The sequence below is a fragment of the Polyangium fumosum genome (assembly GCF_005144585.1).
Classification (GTDB): Bacteria; Myxococcota_A; Polyangia; order Polyangiales; family Polyangiaceae; genus Polyangium; species Polyangium fumosum.
Genome location: NZ_SSMQ01000086.1, coordinates 23,649 through 43,906, shown reverse-complemented (window position 1 = coordinate 43,906; position 20,258 = coordinate 23,649). Strand labels below are relative to the sequence as shown.

Genomic DNA, 20,258 nt, shown 5'->3' with positions numbered 1-20,258 from the left:
GCCGATATGCCTGCGTGTGGACTCGCGAGACGCTACGCCCGGATCTCTCGCGGCATCACACGGGGTTGTCCGGGGCGCGTGAGGACTTCACGCGCCCCCTTCGCGCCCCCTGGATCGCCGACGCCCTTGGGCCCCCGCCAGAAGTCGCGTGGCTGTACCACCGTGCTTCCGGTGTCTCGCTGCGCGTCGATCCCGAGCTCCTCGCGGCCCTCCGCGCGGCTTCCGGGACGTCGGGGCCCGTGTCGATCCCGGAGCCTGTGCAGCGGTTCCTCGTGCGGCTCGCGGGGTGGGATGAAGAGACCCGCGCTCGCGGGCCGGTGGATGAGGAGGCCGCGATCCTCGAGCGTCCGAGGGGTGAGCTGGTCGCGGCGGCGCGCGTGCGCTCGGAGAAGAACGGAGCAGCGAGGTATGTCTAACACCCGCAAGGTCGAGTTCGAGGCTGTCCGCCGGACCCTCATGGGAGACCAGGAGGTCCCCGGGGCCTTCGAGCAAGCGCTCGGCTTCCGCGCGGCGACGACGGCCTACAAGGGCGTCCACCTCATGAACGACGTGGCGCAATCCATCCTCGGAGGCGCGCCGGCCCATGGCGGAGACTTTCTCTCCCGCGTGATCCGGTTCGACGTCGAGGACGAGGACAACAGCGAGCGCGCGATGCGCAGCGACAAGCGATTCGGCGCCGCGTTCAACCAGGCGTTTCCGCCGTCGCTCGGCCCGCAGCGCGTCGAGGATCTCCGCCGCGCCGCGCGCATCGTGCTGAACGCGGACGGCGGCTTGTACGCGCCCGGCACGTCGATGGCCAGCCCGCTCGCGACGCACAAGGCCCTCCTGGGCTTCGAGGGGTTCCGGCGCTTCCGAATTGGCGGCTACCTCGCGAACGCGCTCGCGGCCGAGGGCCGGCAGCGATTGAAGCGCCTGCTCGAGGACGAGGGGGATCCGATCACGCGCGCGTTCCGCCCGCTGCTCCTCGAGGCGGACCTCGTGGACAAGCAGCCGCCCAAGGAGATCAAGCGGACGGCGTTCGACGAGGCCCTGGGGCGCAGGCTCTCGACGCTCCTCGCGCAGCCCTTGAGCAAGCCGGCCATTCTTCGGCTCTTCGCGCTCGGGGCGAGCCTTGGGGTCGTACTGAAGTTCCTGGGCGCAGGTCGCCCGCACGGGCGTCCCCTCGTGCTCGCGCTCGCCGCCGAGCAGCAAGGGCAGATCAAGCCCGTGCGGCAGGAGGCGGTGGGCTCGTTCAAGCGCGGTATCGATGCCTTCGATCAGTGCGTCGCCAAGCTGATCCCGAGCCACCCGTATGCGCAGGAGATCGAGGCGAAGCCGCGGGCCAAGGCCGATTGCCTGGAGGTACCTCGCGGCCCGCTCGCGAGCAGCGCAGAGGGCATCATCGCCGCCGCGCGCGACTATGGTGGCAGCAAGGGAGACGAGAAGGATCTGTATTGGCCCGACAAGTTCTTCGTGGCCTTCGGCCGCAAGGCTGGGTGCGTCTTGCCGCGCAATGACAAGGCCGGGTGGGGAAAGCACCTCGCGCTCACATCGGAGCTCGTGGAAGTGCTCGTCCTGATGCTTGTCCCGCGTGGCTCTATGCCGCGCCCGTGGAACGACTTCTGGCGTAGCGTCCGAGAGGAGCTCGGGGTCGTCGTCGGCAGCAACGTGTCGGCCGATACGGCAGCGCTGGAGTCGATCGGGATCGAGAACGTCAGCGCCGAGCAGCTCGCGGAGAACGCGGAGTTGCTGCTGTCGAACGCGGTACGCCGTGGCGTTGCGCGTCGCCTGCCGGATGGTGGTGCGGAGGTCGGTGGAGAGCTGTCATGAAGGTATCTACGCTCATCGCCCTGGCGGCTAGCGAGCTCTTCAAGGAGGAGCCGCAGCGCCTCGGGCTTCGCATCTGCCCGATCACCCTCACGGCCTCGGAGCTCGTCGACGTGGTAAAAGAGCTCCGCCGGGTACTCGGCGCGAAGGTCTTCATCGTCGGGTCCGCGCCAGGGGTTCCTTTCGAGCGCTCCGAGCGGACGATGATCGCGCCAGATCACCGCGCTGCCGAGCAGGCGACAGCCTGGCGGAATAGCGTCGAGGTCAAGTCCAAGGAGCACCTGATTTACGTCAGCGTGGAGGACCACCCGAAGGCGAGCGGCCTGAAGGATTGCCTCGTGCCAGTTCGCGAGGACGCCCTCCGCGATGCATTCCTCGCTTGGTGCGACCAGAAGGACAGCGGGTTGCCCGCTGGTCTCGCGGAGTCGCTAAAGAAGTCGGGGCTCGATCGCCAGGTCCGCATCGCCACGCTGTGCGAGTTCGCGCAGGCGGCAAAGGCCGCCGGGGCGCGAGCTCCAGCGTGGGAGGCCGTCGGGAACAGCCTCCCCGTCATGGGGCTGGCGCGCGATACGAGGCTATCGAAGGCGGACGCGGCGGATCGGCTCGCCGCGAATGCAAAGATCGTGAGGGCTGCGCAGACGGGTGAGTCGCGGCGGCGCACGGCGGAGGGGCCGCTCTCCGAAATGGAGGCCCAGGTCCAGGAGGCCCTCGCGAGCTCGACGGGGCAGGCGCGTCAGAAGGCGCTCGCCGCGATCGACCTGAAGCCCTTGACCACGCGTCAGCTCGCCCCGCCGAAAGCGACGAGGCCGAAGCCGTCCCCCGTCGAGCCCCCGGAGCCCGCGGCGCCTCCTGCGAAGCCCGGCAAAGCGAAGGCTGCTAGCGCCCCGGAGCCGCCGCCGCCGCCCGCGCCAAAGGGAAAAGGGCGCGCCGAGAGTCCTCCGGTCAAAGCGTCGCCAAAGGTCGAGCCCAGAGCTTCACGTGACGCTGACGTCCTTGAGGTTGAAGAAGAAGAAGACGAGGTCGAGCAGGCCGAGGAACCGTCGCCTGCGCCGGGGCCTGCGAAACACGCGCGCGTTCATGCTCCCGCTCTGCCGAAGGGGCTCGCGGTGCTCGTGGACGAGTTGCTCCGCGACGAGGGGCATCCGGTCGAGGCGACGTTGCGTGTCGGGGCGCGCTCGTTTCTCGAAGGGTTGCCGAAGATTGCGACGCTCAGCGTGCGCCGCTCGGAGCGCGCGCTCAGGGAGCTGCCGAGGGAATGGGCCGCGTGGGCGAAAGAGCGGAAGAACCTCCTCGAGGCGATCGCGTTCGTCTTCGAGGGGCAGAACGCTGGGGTACTGCTCGCCGGCGCATTGCCGAAGCTGCTCGAGGATGGGAATGTCGAGCGAGCGGCACGCCGCTTCGTAGACGCGACCATCGCACTCTACAACGCGGCGGTCGACGCGGACCAGGCCACCATGCGGGAGGTCCTCGCGCTCGATACGTGCGCGATTCGCGACAGCGGGGGCGTGACCGTCCGCGTCGCGGGCCCCACGCACCTGCTCACACTGGGGCTCGCGTACATGCGGCAACGGGCGCTCGCGTCGCTGTCGGATTCGGCGCGGAAGCGCGTCAAGCGGGCGATCGAGGCTGCGCCATCGGCGCCCGCCGAGTTCTTGGAGGTGGACGGGGCGGAGCTCGGGTACTCGGGGACCGAGGGCGGCTTGCTCGTCTTCGAGCGCACGCCGGAGGTGATCCCTCAAAGCTCGCTCGTCGAGCTGGGCGAGCAGCTCATTCGCCGGTATCTATCGCTGTGCCCCCACGCGCTCCTCGGGTGTCGTGTCGCGATCTACAACGATCGCGAAGCGGCTCCCTTGATCGAAGGGCTTTCACGTGGCGCCATTGCATTCGAGGCGCCCAGCCTGCGCGAGCTCTCCGTGCTTTGCGCTCGCCCGCCGGATCTCTCGGGTCGGTCCTTTACCGCGTCGCAGGGGCTCCTCGGCGAAGGGCGCTTGCGCCTGGGGCCCCTCCCCGTCGGCGCGGCCGCCGCTGGCGCGGATGCGCCGCATATCGCGATCCATGTCGGCCGCCCGGCGACATCACAGGAGAATGAAGAGCCGGCGTCCCCTGCGCACCAGACCTTCTCGGCGCCAGAGGGGCCGGTGCGGACGGTCTTCGAGCTGCGGGAGCATCGGCTCCGGGTTCGCACGTCGATCGCGGGCGTCCCGGAGCTCGAGGCGTTCGAGGCGCTCCACGCCGCGTCGCGCGGCAGGGCAGCGCAGCGCGCATTCATCGCGGATGCCTCGGGGCTATCGCTGCGCGCGGAGCTCGAGCGGCTGCAGCTCGGCAATGCGACGTGGGGCGTCATCGTGGGGCCGAGCGTTGGGAGGAGGCCGCCGCTGCGCTCGTTCCTGCTCGTGCACGAGCGGGTGGATGAGCATGCGACGTGCGCGGTCGTGACGCGTGACGTGCGGCCCGCGATCCGGGCCGTGCAACAGGGACTGCGCAAGGTCGAGCTGCACGAAGAGCGCCCGAAAGCATTGCAGTCGCTCGCTACGAGGCTCGCATCGGCGACGCGCGCGGGGCTCGTGTCGCTGCGGCGTACGAATGAGCAGCTCGTCGCGGCGGGGCTGCTCGCGATCGAGATCGGGAGGAGAGCCGGGGGATCGACGCCGCCGGTGATCGCGCCGATCGAGGGGCAGAGCTACGAGGCGCTGGTCGGCGAGCCCCACGATGACTCGCAGGGGATGGTTTGGCTCGGCGTGACCAAGAAGGACGACGGGCTGTCTTTCGTTCTCGGGTACACGACGCTGGATCCAAACGTCGATGTGGACCTGTCGAAGGCCCAGATCGGCGGGGAACTCGGGCGGCGGATCGGGCATCTGGTTGGGGCACTTCAGCATGCGCTCTCCGGGGATGGACCGGCGGCGGAGGTGGCGCGGGAAGCCCTGTCGTGGGTGATCTGGCCGGCCCTGGCGGGTGAAGAGCAGGCGGGGACGGAGTTGCCGAAGCTGCTCTTGGAGTGGCGGGGGGCGCAGGGGGCGGCGATCGAGGTGGTGTGCTTGCTGCCGCCGGCGCAGGTGACCCGGGGGAAGACGGTGAAAAGTGGGAAGGTGCAGGTCGCGGTGCAGGTGCTGGATGTGGATTTGATCAATCGGGTGTTGCTGTCGGGGTAGGACAGGCACTATCGCGCAGACGGAGAAGACGATGAGCAAAGAGGCGGCGATCTGGAACGACGAGATCGACTTCAGCAGGCTCAACGTTGCCGCATTCACGCGGTACGTGGCTCCAACTGTGCTGTTCGAGCCATTTTACCAGGAGGCAGGGCTGACGCTCGACGATATCGTTTACCGGAATAAGCCCCAACTTTCGGATTCGAAGTGCAAGCAACTTTTCCAGTTGCTGTGGCCCTCTTTCGCTAAGTCGATGCGCGATGGCCGATTCGTCGATGCCGAAGAGGCCAGGCAGTACCTATCCGAGAACGACAGGAGGTACTTCAGAGACCACCGCAAACACATCGTGTTCAAGCACGCTGGAAATACATTTGTGGTCGAAGTCGAGACGCCCGACGGCAGGATCGAGGTGATCACGTGCTGGAGGGTTCCGGATAGCGATATCTACCCTGACAGCATCATCGTGACCTTCGACAGGGTTGCTGATAAGGAGCGCTTCGACGCGATCGCGAAGGGGCTCGGCTACGACCCCAGGCTTCTGCTCCATGATCTCGCGTACGACTTCATGCTCAAGTTCGAGAAGGTCGGGGAGTTGAAGCTGCCCACAGATACGAAGATCAAGGACACGAAGCTCGAAACAAGGAAAAAGACGAGCTGAACGCCTCTGCTCTCAGAGGCTCCACGATTCGTCCAGCAGAACCACACCTGCCATCGCCTTTGCGTGGACCAGGGCCTCCGCGAGCGTCTCTCCAGGCGCTGTCCCCACGAGCGCGACCAGCAAAACCGGCGCCTCCCCTGCTTCGAGCTTCCAGGTCCGCGTGGGGAGAGCACCTTCCGCCCCCTGGCACACGTAACGCACGTCCACCGGATCCGCGCCGGGCGATGGCTCGAGCGTGATTCGGTCGCCCACCCGCATTCGCACAGGAACGACCTGTCCCCAGCGGGGCGCCAGACTCTCCGCGCCTGGTCCCTCCTCCGCCGGGCCCAGCGTCGCGGTGACCAGCGCGTCGAGCTCGGCATCCGGAAACAGGAGGGAAAACGTCCCCGTCGGCGCAGCCTTCGTTTGGCGTGACATCGCCGAAAGCCTCGCAATGGCCCGCGCGAGCCACGGTCTGCCGAGGAGCGCGGAAGCTACGAGATCTCGGCGCCGCCGTCGCGTGACGGCTTCCCGAAACATCTCCGCACCGCCCGGGTTCCGCACGAGCGCCTCCCAGGCCTCGCGATCCTCGGGCGCGTCCGTGCCGAGGACGAGCGCGTCCAGCGTCTCCGCATCCGGCCGGCTCATGAAGAGGCCTCCGAGCTGGGCTTGGAGAGGGCGCCGATCTGCTCTCGCAACGTGATATCGTCCTCGATGCCGAGCGCATGCAGGGTCGTGGGGCCGAGCGATTGGCGTGTCAGCTCGGCGGCGAGGCTCTCCTTCGCGGCCGCGAGCGCGCGTGGAAATGCCTGCTCGAGGCAACGTCGCACGCACCGCTTGGCTCCCTCTTTACGTAAATGCCCGACCTCGCGTCGGCCTTGTACGCCGAGAGCTCCGAGGAGCGGCAGAACGACGTCATCGGGGACACGATAGGGCGGCGTGTTTTCGCAAGGGGAGAGCGTCGTGAGGAGGAGCGCGCGCTCGGCGAGGTCCTCCGGCTCGGGTGGGACGAGGTCGTGCAGCAAGCACAGGAATCGGAACATGGCGTCGTGGCCGTAGAAGCTCCGCTGTTTCTTCGACAAGGCCGCCCCTTTTTCCGAGATCTAGCCGCGCTCACGCCAGCCGAACCACGCACGCCGCAATGTCCGAGTCGCTTCGAGCCAGAATCCCGCGAGGTCCGCGCAGGTGCGATGGCCGAGCGTGCGGAGAGTCGCCGCGAGCGTCTTCCCGAACTCCTCGACTGCGCCGGGATCGAGACCGTCCCCTTCCCCACCGTGTGCCTCTTCGCGTGGGACTTCGGGGGAGCGCGGAGCCGCGAGGAGACGGCCATATCCTTCACGACCGACCTTCTGATGCAGCCAGAACCGCGCCTCCGTGAAGAGGCGCAAGCTCCGGGACCCAGGGTGCAGGTACGCGGGATCGATATCGGCGTCGACGAATCGCTTCATCGACCACTCCACGGCCTCGCTGACAGGGTCGTCCCCGCGAAACCCGAACGACGAGAGGCCGACCTCGTGGGTCTCGACGAAATCGGTGAACGCGAGGTCGAGCAGCGCGCGGATCTCGTCCCCGCGGGCCTCGACGAGGCGCCTCCGACCCTCGGGCGTCCAATCGTCGATCGGGTCATAGACCTGCGCGCTCGTCATGGTTTCTCCTCAGAGCCAGGACCAGTACCGGAATGCCGCGAGATGGACGGGGCTGCAAGCTTCCTCCACGAGGGCCTCGACGGAGAGGCCTCGCAGCGAGGGCGCGTCGAGCCGAGCCGCGAGAGGAACGACGGCGCGAGGATCGAGCCCTGCGTCGCGGGCGAACCGGCGCCGCTGCTCATCGAGGAATTCAAGGGCGATCTCCACGTCCGCGAAGGAAGATGCGGCGGCGCGCCATTGCGCAAGCAAGTCGGCCGCGCTGGCGACGGCCTCCGCGAGCGCCCCAGGGCCGCTGAGCTCGGAGAGGCGCCGCAGGACGCCGAAGCGCTCGCAGACGAGCGCCTTGACGAGGTCGAAGATGGGCCAGGCGAGATCGAGCACCGCTGCCGCGCCGCAGGCGAGGAAGTCGCCGACGAGGCCCGGGAGGTGATCCCGATCGTTTCTGCGAATGGCATCGACTGGGCCGATCCCGGCGGTGGCGGCCCAGAGCTCGACTTCCTCGCAGGACGGGAGCATGAGGCCGTGCGTGTTCCGGACTCTGTACGCGCGTCCCCCTTCGAGGTTGAACGAGGCGGTGCCGTCGGTCGCCGTGAAGGGATGCGAGGTCGCGGAAATCCGCAGCGTTCGGAGCGCGGGCCCCATCGGATCGAGCTGCTCCACCTCGTGGATGTCGCGCGTCGGCGTCGTCGGCGGATAGATCGTGACGGGCGCGAACCACCGGCGCAGGGTCTCGACGACCGCTTCGCCGCACGAGGTGTCGCCCCGCTCCCGCTCCACCGGGAGCCAGCAGGCCTCCAGCGTTCCCTCCTTTGCGGCGGGGGGCTCGAAATTCAGCGTCGGCAGGTGAACGAGCGCCCGAACGCGCTTGAAGAGGGGCTCGCCGCCGACACGCATGCCGAGGAGCGGGAGGGTCCGCAGCGAGCCCGGCGCGAGGACGTAGACCAGCATGGGCTCCTTTTCCAGCGCGGGTCCGAGCAGGCGCTCCAGCACGGGCGCGAGGAGCCCTTCGAGCTTGTCCCAGGCTTCTGCGCGACCCTCGGCCGAGATGCACTGGAGAGGCTCTTCCGAGAGGGATCCCGCGTGAAGCCGCACGAGGAGATCTTGCACGAGAAAGCCCACCTTCGATTCCGTGAGATGAACCCGCTCCTCGACGCCGTCGCCGTTGTTCCAGATCGACGCGGCGACGAGGTGCCCGGAGGCCTCGACCGCGAGGCCGAGCACGAGGGAAGCCGGCGGGACGCGGCGCAGAAGGTCCTGCCGCGCCGGCAAGCGGAGCCCCGGGTCGAAGAGCACGTCCGGGCCGGGCTCGTCCCGATTGCGGGGCGCGCGGGCGGCCACCTCGGTCAGCGCACGCCACACGGCGAGCATCTCCTCGGTCCGGACCTGATTGCTCCGCACTGCCTGGAACGCCGCCGTCCGCGCCCCCTGGAGGGCAGGGAGCGGCAACCAGCCGCACGCCTCCGAGAGCTGCCAAGGGATCAGGTCAGGCGTGCTCCTGCCCTTCGTTGCGAGGTCTCTGGCCGTGTCGTGGAACGGGTCTAGCCGGTGCGGCTGGAGCTCGGGGGGCTCTTCGCTCGCTTTGTCTGGATCGACCATCAGCGCTGATTCCTCGAGGCACGTCAGCACCGTCTCGCGCTCTCGGGCCATGACCCAAAAGCGGAGGGAGCGCTGATCGCGCCACGGCTGCATCAACCACACCCAGCGCCGGAGCAGCGGCAAGCGAAGGTCGCAGAGTGGCTGCAGGCAAGCGATGAACTGGCTCGCGTCCCTCGCGCCGGGCGGAGCGCTCGCAATGCCGACGAGCAGGGAGCTGGCGAGCCGGCGATAAGCCCCGTCGAGCGTGCCGGTAGACGCCCAGATCGGGGAACGATCGTCCTCGGGGTATCCCCAGAGGCTGCCCTCGATTGCATCCCAGGCGCGGTTGAAGCGCCTGTCCTGCATCGGCTTTTCGTGCGAGAGCGCAGCGTCACTCAACATGCCGGAATGCAGCGCTTCCCGGGCGAGCTCCCGCGGCGTGAGCGAGCCCATGCCATCGACCTCCTTGAGGATGTCTGGCATCTCTTCGACAACGACGAGCGCCATCGTGCTCCGAAGGCGCGCGCGGGCTCCGATGCACTCGGCAGATCGCGTTGGGTTGTCGAGGACCTCGGCGATCTTCTGGGCGCAGAGCTTCCGGGCCTCGGGGAGGAGCCGCGGCACGAAGAGCGGGATCTCCCAGGCGATCGTGAGGGTGCGGAGGGTCTCGTAGCTCTCCAGGGCCATCGCTTGAATGACCGACGCCGTGATGGCCCAGGTCCGCTCGAAGACAGCGACGAGGTCATCTTCGCGCGCATTGGATGCTTTCAGCAAATCGATGAACGCGCGCGCCATCCGGACATGGTCGTCCTCGGGCAAACCCTGGAGGAGTCGCTCCGCTCTCGCCAGGGCCACCGGATGCGCCCCCATGAGCGGGAGATCGAGGGGGAAGACTGCATCTCCACGGGCCACCTCGATCCAGAGCCATGCCGCCTCGAGCGCGAGCTTTTGCTTCGCCTCGCGCTGGCCCATCTCCTCGCTCGTCCCTTCGAGGACGGCCATGGCCTCGTGCAGCCACGCGAGGGCCGTGAGCAGGTTGTGTCGCGGGGAGGCGACGAGCCGGTCTCGATAGAGCCGCGCCACGCGGATCGCCTGCTCGGGCGACGGAGGCGCGCTTGGCGCGAGCTTCGTCGCCTCCGCGAGCCATTCCTCGATCCATTCGTCCAGGGGTTTGCCTTCTCGCTCTTTTCCCCGAGCCGCGAGGACCTCGGCGACGATGCGCTCGCCCTCCGCCATCTCTTCCGGCGTGATCGGCCGGAAGTGCTCGGGATTGTAGAGCTCGGTGGGGCGCCGCTCGTGGACGCCCACGAACCGGAAGCCGGCCCAGGACAGGGGGTGCGCGAGCCTGCGCACCTGCTCCTCAATGCGCCGCCGCGGGTCCTCGGTCGGAGCGGCCGACGGACCGAGGAACGCCGCGATCTCCGCGTCGTGCTCCTCCTCCGCCTCGGGAGCCCCGAGCGTCGCCTTGAAGGCCCTTAATCCTGCATCGAACGTGGGGGCCGTCGTGAGGTGCTCGAGGAGCGACCGCGCTCCCTCGTCCCGCCAGAACCGCTGCGCGTCGGCGAGCGCCCGGGGCGCGGGCAAACCCTGGCGCAAGCCGTCCCGGTAGCGCCGAACGATGCAGGCGGTGACGAAATCAGGCACGGACCAGAGAGTCCCAATGGCGCTCCGCACGCCGTTCCGCACGAAGGCGACGTCGAGCCCGAAGGCCTCGTCCACGGGAGGAACGAGCGGATCGGAGGGCATGTTGACCCCCGACTGGCAAGCCCAGAGCTCGACGCGCTCCATGCCCGCCCACCCCTCGGGCAGCGAGCCCTCGCCGAGGAACTCGCTTCCGTGCAGGTCGACGTGTGGGCCTCGCTCGCTCGCGTGCCGGCCATGGGTGTACAGGCAAACCACGTCGGCCTTGCGCGCGGCGGCTCGCACCCGCTCCTCCGTGGCGCGGGGGCCTTCGATCCGCGTCTCGTTGGGAAGGGGGACGCCGAACGCGAAGGCGTGGTGAAGTGTCCCTCCAGGTGCGATCGAGACGACCCCTTCGCGAGGCGCGAGCGCCGCTTGACGAACGAAGAGCGGCGTCAGGCAAGGCATCCACGAGAGCGCCTCGAAATGGTCGAGCGGGGTTTTTCCCCGCGGCCCGAGCGCGCCGAGCGGCAGGAAGGAGGCCATGTACGACGTCAAGAGCACCCCGTGGGCCATGCGGCGGGGCGGGAGGCCCGGGGAGAGATCGAGCGCCTCGAGATCGGACGTGATCTTCTCGAGCCGCTTGAGCGGCGGGTGTTTCGCGTCCTTTCGGTGCTCGAAGATGCGCCGGAAGAGGTTTCGGGGCACGTCCACGCGGTGGTGGCGCGTGACCACCTCGTCTCCTTCGAGCCACACGGACACGACGAGCAGATCCTCGGCGAGGCTGAGCCGCACGAACGCATGATCCGGGTGCTCCCGCAGCAAATCGCGGACGACCTCACGCGTGAGCCTTAAGAGCCATGATTTGTCCTTCGGGCGCACGCTCGTCGAGTCGAGCTCGTCCATTCGCTCTCGGATCCGGACCGCCTCTCGCCCGACCTCGCGCGCCTTCCGCTGCAGGTACCCTGCGGGATCGGGGTGCTTCACGGTCTCCTCCAGGATCCCGACGAGCTCCTCGGCCATCTGACGCGGCACCTCGCCCGTATCCACGACAGGCAGGATCTCCTTCGTCTTCTCCAGGGCCTCACGAATGTCGAGAAAGCCTTGCGTCAGGCGGCTCGCGGCGTCCTCCAGCTCGACGGCGAGGACGCTCCGCGCGTGATAGTAGCCACCGAGGACGCGGAGCAGCGGATTCTCCTGGAGCCGCGTGAATGCCTCGACATTCTCCGTGAAGCGAAGGCCCGAGACGTACTCCAGGGTGAAGAACGCCTCGAGCGCGTCCTCCTCCTCGAGGTGCAATCGGGCCGCGCTGTGCGCCGCGGTCTGCGCCATGGCGGCGTGATGATCGGCGATGTGGTCGGCCATCGCGCCCTTCCACTGCTCCATCGCGCTCTGGATCCGGCGTTGATGAAGCTCGAGCGCCTCCTTGCGCAGCCCCGCGCTCGCGAGGAGGTGGGCGAACTCCGGCTGGAGCTCCGCGCGGATTCGATCGACGCGGATCCGGCGCAGGAGGGCCTGGGCCTCCTCGATCGCGGGCGGCGCTTCCTCGAGCAACACCCTGGCGAGCCGCAGCATCGCCGTGTCCACCCACTGCGGATGCCCGATCTCGATGGCCTCGCGGAGCTGTTTCTTGGCCTGCTCCTCATCCCCGCCCCGCCCGCGTCGCGCGCGATGACCCGCCGCGTGGACGAGGATCCGCGAGATGTACTCCTCCTGCGCCCCGGGTTTGACGAAGCGCCCGAGCCTGCGGGCATACGCCTCGGCGCGATCCATGGCGAAGAGCGCCGCGTCGAATTCGCCACGCTGCGCCCGACAATTGCCGAGGTTGTGGGAAAAGCTCACGACGTCCTCGAACCCCGCGGATCCCGTGGTCAGGGCGATCCTGACCGCCTCCTCGAAGAGCTTCGTGGCCTCGTCGAGGAGCCTCTTCTCCGCCGCGGGATTCTCGTACGCGAGGTACCGCAGACACGATGCGAGCGCATCGCGGACCATGCCCATGCGGTGGGGATCCCTCGGCAGCGAGGGCGAATCGAGCGCGCGGCGATACATCACCTCGGCGTTTCGCAGGTTGTCCTTGTGAACGCCGTCGTCACGGTGCTCATAGGCGCGGCCGAGGTCGAACCAGGCCATCGCCGCAGCCGGGCTCGGATCGCCCTTGTCGAACAGGTTCGCGGCCTGCTCGTAGAGCGCGATGGCGCTCTTCATGTCGCCCCTCTCCCGGAGCGCATGCGCCCGCTGCCGCAGCTCGAAGGACTGGTGGCCGATGGGGGTCGAGGAGACCTCTTCTTCAAAGGCCATGCGCTTCTGGAGAGCGGTCCAGCCCGAGAGGGCTTCCTGGGGGGTGAAGTCTTTCGTCACGGGTTCCTCCGGATGTTCGCCTGCCATAGCCCCGCGGGGAAAAAAGTTTCCCCGGATGGCAGGGCGCCAGGCGCACGGGCCCGTGAGCAGGGAGGGCGTGCCAGGTGGGCAAGACACTCCACATCTCAGAAGGGAGCGGCCGACGAACTTTTAAGGGACAGCAAGATCACGGCGACGCGGCAGTTCGCCATCGCCATGCATGCAGATGATCGGGCGCGATGAGGTCGAGGCTCGCAGTCCCCCCGGCCCCAGCCCAGCGTCCCCCAGCGGGCAACACCCCCGTTGCCCATCCGTTGCCCATCCGTTGCCCACGCGACCGCCCCGAGCCGTCCTCCCCCGTCCCGTACTGTCGCCTTCCCCACCTCGGCTGAACCCCATGCCCAAGGCACCCAAGTACGCGTCCAGGCCGTGTTTTCAGCTTGAAACCAGGGTTCTTCGCCGCTTCACCCGAGGAGCGCATTCAAGGCCAGGCGCGCGTTTTCAAAACCGCTGCCTTCGACCACTCGGCCACTCCTCCCAAGCAGACGCCGAACATATCGGCTTTTTCTTCCTGGTTTGTCAATCCCCTGCTGCTCGCCCTCCATCCTCTCCTCGTCCCGGTCGCCTGCCGGGCGCGGCGTACGAACAGCACTACCACGGGGCGGCGCTCGTCGCACCTCCTCGGCGTGGGCGGGGCGTGCGATGCTCGCTCGCCGAGGTGCCATGAACACGCCTGCCTTCGTCGTTGATGCCTGGATCCAGCATCCTACCGGCCCGTTCCTGCGGGATCCCCTGTTCGCCACCCTCCGGCGGTGGATGGGCGTCGAGGCGGATGCGCTGCCGGACGTCATTCCCGATGCGTTCACCCTCGGCGCGCTCGAGGCCGCCTCCGTCTCCGTCGCGCTCGTCTCCGCCTGGTGGGGGCCTTCCGGGCCGATGCTCGACAACGATCACGTGGCCGCGTTCGTCGGGCGGTATCCCGACCGCCTCGTGGGTGTCGCCTCCGTCGACCTCGCTCGGCCCATGGACGCCGTGCGCGAGCTCCGGCGCGCCGTGCGCTCCCTCGGCATGCGCGCGCTCCGCATCCTGCCCTGGCTCTGGGGCCTGCCGCCGAATGACAGGCGGTATTATCCCCTCTACGCCGAATGCATCGAGCTCGACGTGCCGTTTTGCCTCCAGGTCGGTCATGCAGGCCCGCTCCGGCCGAGCGAGCCCGGACGGCCCATTCCTTATCTCGACGAGGTCGCTTGCGAGTTTCCCGAGCTCCGCATCGTCGGCGGGCACATCGGCTATCCGTGGACGACCGAGATGATCGCGCTCGCCACGAAATATCCCAACGTGTACATCGATACCTCCGCCTACAAAGCGAGCCGGTATCCCCCGGAGCTCGTCTCGTTCCTGCGCGGGCACGGGCGCCACAAGGTGCTCTTCGGGAGCAACTGGCCCATGCTCTCGCCCGTGAATTGCCTCGACAAGCTCGATTCGCTCGGTCTCGATGACGAGGCGCGCGCGGCGTTCCTCGGGGAAAACGCGCGGCGGGTGTTCAAGCTAGGCTAGCGCAGCCACTCGCGCGTAAAATAACGGTCCCAGCTATCGGCCAGGATCGCGACCACCGGCCCCTGGAGCTCGCCGCTCGCCGCCACGCGGAGCGCCGCGACCACGGCTGCGCCCGAGGAGGCGCCCACGAAGAGGCCTTCCTCGCGGATCAAGCGGCGCGTCATGAGGAACGCGTCCTCGTCGCTCACCGTGATCGCCTCGTCGATCACCGTCCGATCGAGCAGCTCCGGCGGCCGGCTCGCGCCGATGCCCTCGATGCGGTAGGGCATGTCAGGGCCGATTTCGCCCGTCTCCACCCAGTGCGCCAGCACCGAGCCGCGCGGGTCGGCGAGGACGATACGTACGCCCGGCGCAATACGCTTCAAATACCGGCCGACGCCCGTGATCGTGCCGCCCGTGCCCGCGCCGGCCACGAAGGCGCCGATCTTCCGGCCCATCGAGACCAGGATCTCCGGGCCCGTCGTCTCCTCGTGCGCCCGGATGTTCGCGGGGTTCCGGAACTGGTCGGTCAAGAACCAGCCCTCCGTCCGCGCGAGGCGCTCGGCCACATTGCGAAAATTGTCGGGGCTGTCCGGCGGATCGTTCGGCGTGATGAAGAGGCGCGCGCCGAGCGAGGAGAGCGCCGCGCGTTTGTCGACGCTCATCTTCTCGGGCATCACGCAGACGAGCTCGTAGCCGCGGACGGCCGCCATGAGCGCGAGGCCCATGCCCGTATTGCCCGCCGTGGCCTCGACGAGCGTCGCGCCGGGCCGGAGGGCGCCGCGTCGCTCGGCGTCCTCCACGATGGCCCGCGCGATGCGGTCCTTGATGCTGCCGCCGGGGTTCAGGTGCTCGCATTTGACGTACACCGGCACGGGCAGGCCCTTGCCGATACGCTTGAGCGGCACGATGGGGGTATGGCCAATCTCGTCGAGGATCGTGCGCGTCTTCGTCATCGTCCCGCGCGGGCCCTGCCCGCCTCGCCGTCCGGTGGTGCGGCCTGCCAAACCTCTCCCAGCCACGTGACCGCCTCGGCGCATTGCCCACGCGCCCGCGGTCGTCCCCCCTCCCTCTCGTACGGCCCCGCGACGAACGCGAGGTCCCGGCCCCGCGCCCCCCACGCGACAGGGCCGAGCGTATCCCGCTCCCGGCAGCCTTTTCCGTATTTGCGCTCGAAAAGCTCCGCGACCTCGGCCGCGTCCGCCGCCGTATCCATGCGGAGCCGGAAGGCCACGGCGAAGAGCCGCTTCGCCCCCTCCTCGCGCGCCGCCACCACGAATCGATCTCCGCCCCACCCCGCCGCGCCGTCCCGCGCCTGTCCGCGGCTGCCGACGTCCTCCAGCAAGATCCGCAGCCCCTGCTCGCCCACCACGTCGTCGATGAGCACGCGATAACCCTGTCGCGCGAGCGCCCCGAGCACGGGCGGCGCGATGGCCTCCGCCGGCTCGCGCGCGAGGAGTTTGTCGATGTGGAGCAATTGCTCCGTCGTCTCGGGCATCGCCCGCCATATCTCGTCGACCGCGCGCCAATCGCCGCGGCGGCGCAACGCCTGGATGAAGGCAAAGCCGTCGGTGTAGGGCGTGAGCAAAGACGAGGTGATGGCGCGTGGGGTCTTCACGCCGACGTCGGACATCGCGGTCGACGCGACGAACGCGAAGCGCACCTGCTCCTCGGTCATCTGAAAGGCCGAGCCGAGCGTGACGTCGAGCATCGCGCTCGTGGCGTCGCCCTCGATGACCGCATGCACGGCCGAGAGGCGGTCGCCCGCGCCCGGCGCGTATTCGACCATCGGCGCCAAGGGAAACGTCTGGTCGGCGAGGGCGTGCGCGAGCTCGTGCGCGAGCGTCTCCTCGGCCTCCGCCTCGCCGAGGTCGTCCGCGAGGTACATGGCTCCGTCGTCCGGATCGTAAAACCCCGCGACGCGCCCACCGAGCAGGGCAAAGGCGCCGGCGACGAAATCGTACTCGGCAGGCACGAGCTCGAGCGACGCGAGCAGCTCGCCTTGCCCGACGAGCGCGTCCTTCGGCGTGTCCTCTTCGACCGTCTCGCGGATGCGGCGCAGCATCGTGTCGCGATCGAGGACCTTGCCCGGCACAGCGCGCTTGATCGGCAAGCCCCGCGCGCGCGCGACGCGCTGGAGCATCCTCTGCACCGCCGCCGTGCTCTCGGCGTCCGGCGCGGATTCCTCGTCGAGGTTGATCTCCCTCGGCTCGCTCGGTCGCGGAGGGCTCGGTCGTGTCGGCTCGGGCGCGCGCGACGGCGGCGAGGAGGGACCACAGCCGGAGGCGAGCGCGAGGGCGACGGCCCCGAGCCACGCCCGTCTCACGCCAGCGTCCCCGTGCCCAGGGCCGCGTCCGCGCGCAGGGCGTCGATCGCCGCGCGATACCGGGCGACCCGCGCGTCGAAGGAGAGGTCCCCAGCGCCCGACGCCGCATTGAAGACGGCCGAGCCCGCGACGAGCACACGCGCGCCCGCGCGGACGACCTCACGCGCGGTGCCGACCGCGACGCCGCCGTCGATTTCGAGGTCCACGGCGAGGCCCTGCGCGTCGATGGCGCGGCGGAGCGCGTCGAGCTTGGGCAGGGCGCTCGGGATGAAGCGCTGGCCGCCGAAGCCGGGGTTGACGCTCATCACGAGGATGAAGTCGCAGTCGGGGAGCACGTAGCGGATCGTCTCCTCCGACGTGTGCGGGTTCAAGACGACGCCGGCCTTCTTCCCGAGGGCGCGGATTTGTTGGAGGGTGCGGTGCAGGTGCGGCGAGGCCTCCACGTGCACGCTGAGGAGGTCGGCGCCGGCCTTCGCGAAATCCGCGACATACCGCTCCGGCTCGACGATCATGAGGTGCACGTCGATCGGCAGGCGCGTCGCGGCGCGGACCGCTTGCACGACGAGCGGGCCGATCGTGATGTTCGGCACGAACCGCCCGTCCATGACATCGACGTGGATCCAGTCGGCGCCCGCGGCCTCGACGGCGCGGACCTCCTCGGCGAGGCGACCGAAATCTGCGGAAAGTATCGAGGGGGCGATGCGGATCGCGTCGCGGCTCACGGCGCTACGGCTAGCATGTTTTTCGAGTGGGGTCCCTAGCCCAAGAGCGGCTACCCTGGGGCAGCCCGAGCCGGGCTCACGCAGGAGGCGCCGTGGAACTGACGACGAGACCCCTCAAGAAGTCGGACTACGACGAGGTCGTACGCGTGATCGACCGCTGGTGGGGTGGCCCCACGAGCGCGCTCGCGCACCCGATCTTTTTCTACGAGCTTGGAAGGCTCGCGCGGGTGGTGGAGCACGACGAGCATCTCGTGGGCTTCCTGTTCGGGTTCATCGCGCCCGAAGGGCCGGTCGGCTACGTGCACATCGTCGGCATCCACCCGGACTACCGGCGCCGCGGCGTCGCGCGCCTGCTCTACACCGCGTTCGAGGCCGACTGCCACGGGGCCGGGTGCCGCCAGATGAAAGCAATCACCACGCTCGGCAACGAAGGGTCCGTGCGCTTCCACGACGCCCTCGGCTGGTCGAGGGCCGAGGTCGAGGACTACGCGGGCCCCGGTCGTCAACGAATCGTGTTCACGAAGGAACTCGCCGCTCGTTGATTGATGCTTTCGCCCCTTGGGCGTAAGGTTTCTCTCGCTTCTTGCTCTTGCTCCCGTTCGCGCGAGGTGACGATGAGAACAAGCTTTTTCGTGGCGATGGCGCTCGTTTCGCTCGGGGGATTGGGGCTCGGTGCGTGCGCGAAAGGCAGCGCGTACACGGGCACGGGTGGAGGCGGCGGCGAAGGCGGCGAAGAGAGCGGGCCGGGGCCCGGTCCGTCGTCGAACAGCTCGTCGTCCGCGAGCGGCATGGGCGGCACAGGAGGCATGGGCGGCGGCTCGGTGAGCTCGTCGGGGAGCGGCGCGGGTTCGTCCTCGTCCTCGTCGTCGTCGTCCGCGAGCGGAACCGGCGGCGGCGGCGCGTGCAACGAGACGCCTTGCAAGCTCGTCTCGCCGCAGTGCGGGTGTGCGGCCGGCGAGATGTGCCAGATCGACGGCGCGGACGCGCGCGTGTGTGTGGCCGCGGGCAACGTGCAGATCGGCGGGGTCTGCGACCTCGACAATGACTGCGCGCCCGGAGGCATCTGCCTCGCGACGACGCCGACGCTCAGCACGTGCGGCGAGTTCTGCTCGACCGACGCGCAGTGCACGGCGCCGGGCGGCCTGTGTGTCATCAAGCTCAACAACGGCAGCGGCGGCCAGGTCCCGGGCGTCACGCTCTGCTCGGAGAACTGCAACGCCACGACGAACGTCGGTTGCGCGGCGGGCACGGGCTGCACGTTCGGGCGCGAGGCGGCGGGGCAGATGCGGCTCTTCACGACGTGCCGCGAGGCCGGCAGTGGCACGCAAAACTCGTCGTGCACGGACGACACCGATTGCGCGGCGACGTTCGGGTGCTTCAACACGGGCAGCTCGGACGTGTGCTTGAAGTACTGCAACGTGAACGCGCCGAGCTGTCCTGCGGGCGCGTCGTGTACGCCGATCACGATTGGCGCGGATGCAGTGGAAGTGATCATCGGCAACGTGACGTACGGCGCATGTCTCTGAAACTCGGCTTCCAGGGTAGTGAGCGGCTGCGGGAGATCGGCCTGTTCGGCGGGCTCGGCGACGAGGTCTTGCAAGACCTCTCGGGCTCGCTCGACATGATCGAGCTGCCGCCTGGCGCGGTGGTGTTTCGCGAGGGCGACAGCGGTCGCGAGATGTTCGTCTTGCTCGACGGCGAGATGGAGGTCTTGAAGCAGTCGAAGCGCAAGCACGAGACACGCGTGGCCGTGCTCGGCCCGGGCGACTGGTTCGGCGAGATGTCGATCCTCGACGTGCTCCCGCGCTCGGCGACGGTGCGCGCCGTGGCGCCGTCGAGGCTGCTTCGCCTCACCGCGCACGACCTCGACTCGCTCTACCGGCGCGACCTCCGCGCCTACTCGTTGCTCGTGCTCAACATCGCGCGCGAGATGTCCCGACGCCTGCGCGTCTGCGACAACCTGCTCGCCGAGCTCGTCGCCAACGTGATCGACGAGTACACCCGGCCCAACCGGAACGGCTAGGGGCCTCGGACCGCCGAGAGCGGTCGCGACGGTCCCCCGAGGGGGTCGCCTCGCGTCGACCTCCGCCGGTCATCGCGCACCGAGCAGGTCGCCGCGTGTCGACACCCGCACGTCATCGTGCACCGAGGGGGTCGCCGCGTGTCGACACCCGCACGTCATCGTGCACCGAGCAGGTCGCCGCGTGTCGACACCCGCAGGTCGTCGTGCACCGAGGGGGTCGCCGCGTGTCGACACCCGCACGTCATCGTGCACCGAGGGGGTCGACGCGAGGCGACCGTCGCAAGTCATCGCGACGCGAGGGGGTCGCGTCGTGGCGACCCCCTCGGTCATCGTGAGCGTGGGGAGGACGAGGGGAGGGACGTCGTTGGGAGGGAGGGCGTCGATCCGTCTCGGCTACTTGCCGCGCGCGCCGCCCGCGCCGCCAGCGCCACCGGCGCCACCGGCACCGCCTGCACCGCCGGCGCCGCCTGCACCACCGGCACCACCCGCGCCGCCCATGCCGCCGGAGCCACCGGCACCACCCGCGCCGCCTTCACCACCCGCGCCGCCGCCGCCACCGGCGCCGCCTACATCCCCCCCGGCATCGCCGCTCGTCGTATCGCCGCCAGTGCCGCCCGAAGACGGGACTCCGCCGCCGCCACCTGCGCCCACCGCGTTGTTCGCGCCCGAGCCCGCGCTGCCGGACTCGGCTCCAGGCGGATCGGGTTGCGGGTTGAAGGTACACGCCGAGATGACGAGGCCCGGGACGACGAAGAGGACGAGGAGCTTTCGCATGGCTGATGTCGTGACGCCGCAACCATCATGCCATGACGTGCGACGTCGTTTCCACGAGGAAACGGGCACAAGAGCGGCACAGCTTGGCACGTCTCCGGACGCCCGGA

At 69.0% G+C, this 20,258-nt stretch carries 16 protein-coding genes; 8 read left to right on the top strand and 8 right to left on the bottom strand.

Going from position 1 to position 20,258, the window contains the following annotated elements:
- Window positions 1-14 precede the first annotated feature (14 nt).
- The 4 genes from E8A74_RS45410 to E8A74_RS45395 are packed head-to-tail and all read left to right on the top strand — an operon-like array spanning window position 15 to window position 5,613.
- Complete coding sequence (locus E8A74_RS45410) at window positions 15-416, top strand: hypothetical protein (protein ID WP_136935410.1); 402 nt, start codon at window positions 15-17, stop codon at window positions 414-416.
- Window positions 409-1,809, top strand: coding sequence for a hypothetical protein (locus E8A74_RS45405; protein WP_136935409.1), 1,401 nt, complete (start codon window positions 409-411; stop codon window positions 1,807-1,809). Before E8A74_RS45410 ends, E8A74_RS45405 begins: the two co-directional genes overlap by 8 nt.
- Window positions 1,806-4,958, top strand: a complete 3,153-nt coding sequence (locus E8A74_RS45400; RefSeq protein WP_136935408.1) for a hypothetical protein — start codon at window positions 1,806-1,808, stop codon at window positions 4,956-4,958. The genes E8A74_RS45405 and E8A74_RS45400 overlap by 4 nt, the downstream gene beginning before the upstream one ends.
- A 31-nt stretch (window positions 4,959-4,989) precedes the next feature.
- Complete coding sequence (locus E8A74_RS45395) at window positions 4,990-5,613, top strand: hypothetical protein (protein ID WP_136935407.1); 624 nt, start codon at window positions 4,990-4,992, stop codon at window positions 5,611-5,613.
- A 12-nt stretch (window positions 5,614-5,625) separates the two neighbouring features.
- Here the strand turns inward: E8A74_RS45395 and E8A74_RS45390 are convergent, their stop codons facing one another.
- Genes E8A74_RS45390 through E8A74_RS45375 form a run of 4 tightly spaced genes read right to left on the bottom strand, consistent with a single transcriptional unit; the run spans window position 5,626 to window position 12,791 of the window.
- Window positions 5,626-6,240 (bottom strand): hypothetical protein, encoded by a 615-nt coding sequence (locus E8A74_RS45390; RefSeq protein WP_136935406.1) that lies wholly within the window; start codon window positions 6,238-6,240, stop codon window positions 5,626-5,628.
- Window positions 6,237-6,674, bottom strand: coding sequence for a hypothetical protein (locus tag E8A74_RS45385; RefSeq protein ID WP_136935405.1), 438 nt, complete (start codon window positions 6,672-6,674; stop codon window positions 6,237-6,239). Before E8A74_RS45385 ends, E8A74_RS45390 begins: the two co-directional genes overlap by 4 nt.
- Window positions 6,675-6,695: 21 nt before the next feature.
- Window positions 6,696-7,238 carry a hypothetical protein gene (locus E8A74_RS45380; protein WP_136935404.1) on the bottom strand — a complete coding sequence of 181 codons (543 nt, stop codon included), beginning with the start codon at window positions 7,236-7,238 and terminating at the stop codon, window positions 6,696-6,698.
- A 9-nt stretch (window positions 7,239-7,247) separates the two neighbouring features.
- Window positions 7,248-12,791 (bottom strand): CHAT domain-containing protein, encoded by a 5,544-nt coding sequence (locus E8A74_RS45375; protein WP_170229869.1) that lies wholly within the window; start codon window positions 12,789-12,791, stop codon window positions 7,248-7,250.
- Window positions 12,792-13,493: 702 nt separating this feature from the next.
- Between E8A74_RS45375 and E8A74_RS45370 the strand changes: the two genes are divergently transcribed.
- The gene (locus E8A74_RS45370) at window positions 13,494-14,327 is read left to right on the top strand and encodes an amidohydrolase family protein (RefSeq protein WP_136935402.1); all 834 of its coding nucleotides are present in this window, start codon (window positions 13,494-13,496) and stop codon (window positions 14,325-14,327) included.
- Here E8A74_RS45370 and E8A74_RS45365 read toward each other — a convergent pair.
- From E8A74_RS45365 to rpe, 3 genes are read right to left on the bottom strand one after another with little or no spacing between them, the layout of a single operon-like run.
- Window positions 14,324-15,262 carry a PLP-dependent cysteine synthase family protein gene (locus E8A74_RS45365; RefSeq protein WP_136935401.1) on the bottom strand — a complete coding sequence of 313 codons (939 nt, stop codon included), beginning with the start codon at window positions 15,260-15,262 and terminating at the stop codon, window positions 14,324-14,326. The genes E8A74_RS45370 and E8A74_RS45365 overlap by 4 nt on opposite strands.
- Window positions 15,259-16,632: a hypothetical protein gene (locus E8A74_RS45360; protein WP_136935400.1), complete on the bottom strand. Its 1,374-nt coding sequence runs from the start codon at window positions 16,630-16,632 to the stop codon at window positions 15,259-15,261. The genes E8A74_RS45365 and E8A74_RS45360 overlap by 4 nt, the downstream gene beginning before the upstream one ends.
- A complete protein-coding gene (gene rpe, locus E8A74_RS45355; protein WP_136935399.1) occupies window positions 16,629-17,354 on the bottom strand; it encodes a ribulose-phosphate 3-epimerase in 726 nt (241 codons plus the stop codon). Before rpe ends, E8A74_RS45360 begins: the two co-directional genes overlap by 4 nt.
- Window positions 17,355-17,446: 92 nt before the next feature.
- On the opposite strand from rpe, the gene E8A74_RS45350 reads away from it, so the two are divergent.
- The 3 genes from E8A74_RS45350 (at window position 17,447) to E8A74_RS45340 (ending at window position 19,377) form a co-directional block, all read left to right on the top strand.
- A complete protein-coding gene (locus E8A74_RS45350) occupies window positions 17,447-17,896 on the top strand; it encodes a GNAT family N-acetyltransferase (protein ID WP_232380040.1) in 450 nt (149 codons plus the stop codon).
- Window positions 17,897-17,968: 72 nt separating this feature from the next.
- A complete protein-coding gene (locus E8A74_RS45345; protein ID WP_136935398.1) occupies window positions 17,969-18,880 on the top strand; it encodes a hypothetical protein in 912 nt (303 codons plus the stop codon).
- The gene (locus E8A74_RS45340) at window positions 18,871-19,377 is read left to right on the top strand and encodes a cyclic nucleotide-binding domain-containing protein (RefSeq protein ID WP_136935397.1); all 507 of its coding nucleotides are present in this window, start codon (window positions 18,871-18,873) and stop codon (window positions 19,375-19,377) included. Before E8A74_RS45345 ends, E8A74_RS45340 begins: the two co-directional genes overlap by 10 nt.
- A gap of 393 nt (window positions 19,378-19,770) precedes the next feature.
- Here E8A74_RS45340 and E8A74_RS54375 read toward each other — a convergent pair whose 3' ends face one another.
- Complete coding sequence (locus tag E8A74_RS54375) at window positions 19,771-20,151, bottom strand: hypothetical protein (RefSeq protein ID WP_211365610.1); 381 nt, start codon at window positions 20,149-20,151, stop codon at window positions 19,771-19,773.
- Window positions 20,152-20,258: the final 107 nt, after the last annotated feature.

Coding starts and splice junctions, on each gene's coding strand:
- E8A74_RS45370 (WP_136935402.1), top strand. CDS start 13,494: ATGAACACGCCTGCCTTCGTCGTTGATGCCTGGATCCAGCATCCTACC.
- E8A74_RS45365 (WP_136935401.1), bottom strand. CDS start 15,262: ATGACGAAGACGCGCACGATCCTCGACGAGATTGGCCATACCCCCATC.
- E8A74_RS54375 (WP_211365610.1), bottom strand. CDS start 20,151: ATGCGAAAGCTCCTCGTCCTCTTCGTCGTCCCGGGCCTCGTCATCTCG.
- E8A74_RS45380 (WP_136935404.1), bottom strand. CDS start 7,238: ATGACGAGCGCGCAGGTCTATGACCCGATCGACGATTGGACGCCCGAG.
- E8A74_RS45345 (WP_136935398.1), top strand. CDS start 17,969: ATGAGAACAAGCTTTTTCGTGGCGATGGCGCTCGTTTCGCTCGGGGGA.
- E8A74_RS45400 (WP_136935408.1), top strand. CDS start 1,806: ATGAAGGTATCTACGCTCATCGCCCTGGCGGCTAGCGAGCTCTTCAAG.
- E8A74_RS45395 (WP_136935407.1), top strand. CDS start 4,990: ATGAGCAAAGAGGCGGCGATCTGGAACGACGAGATCGACTTCAGCAGG.
- E8A74_RS45340 (WP_136935397.1), top strand. CDS start 18,871: ATGTCTCTGAAACTCGGCTTCCAGGGTAGTGAGCGGCTGCGGGAGATC.
- E8A74_RS45405 (WP_136935409.1), top strand. CDS start 409: ATGTCTAACACCCGCAAGGTCGAGTTCGAGGCTGTCCGCCGGACCCTC.
- E8A74_RS45390 (WP_136935406.1), bottom strand. CDS start 6,240: ATGAGCCGGCCGGATGCGGAGACGCTGGACGCGCTCGTCCTCGGCACG.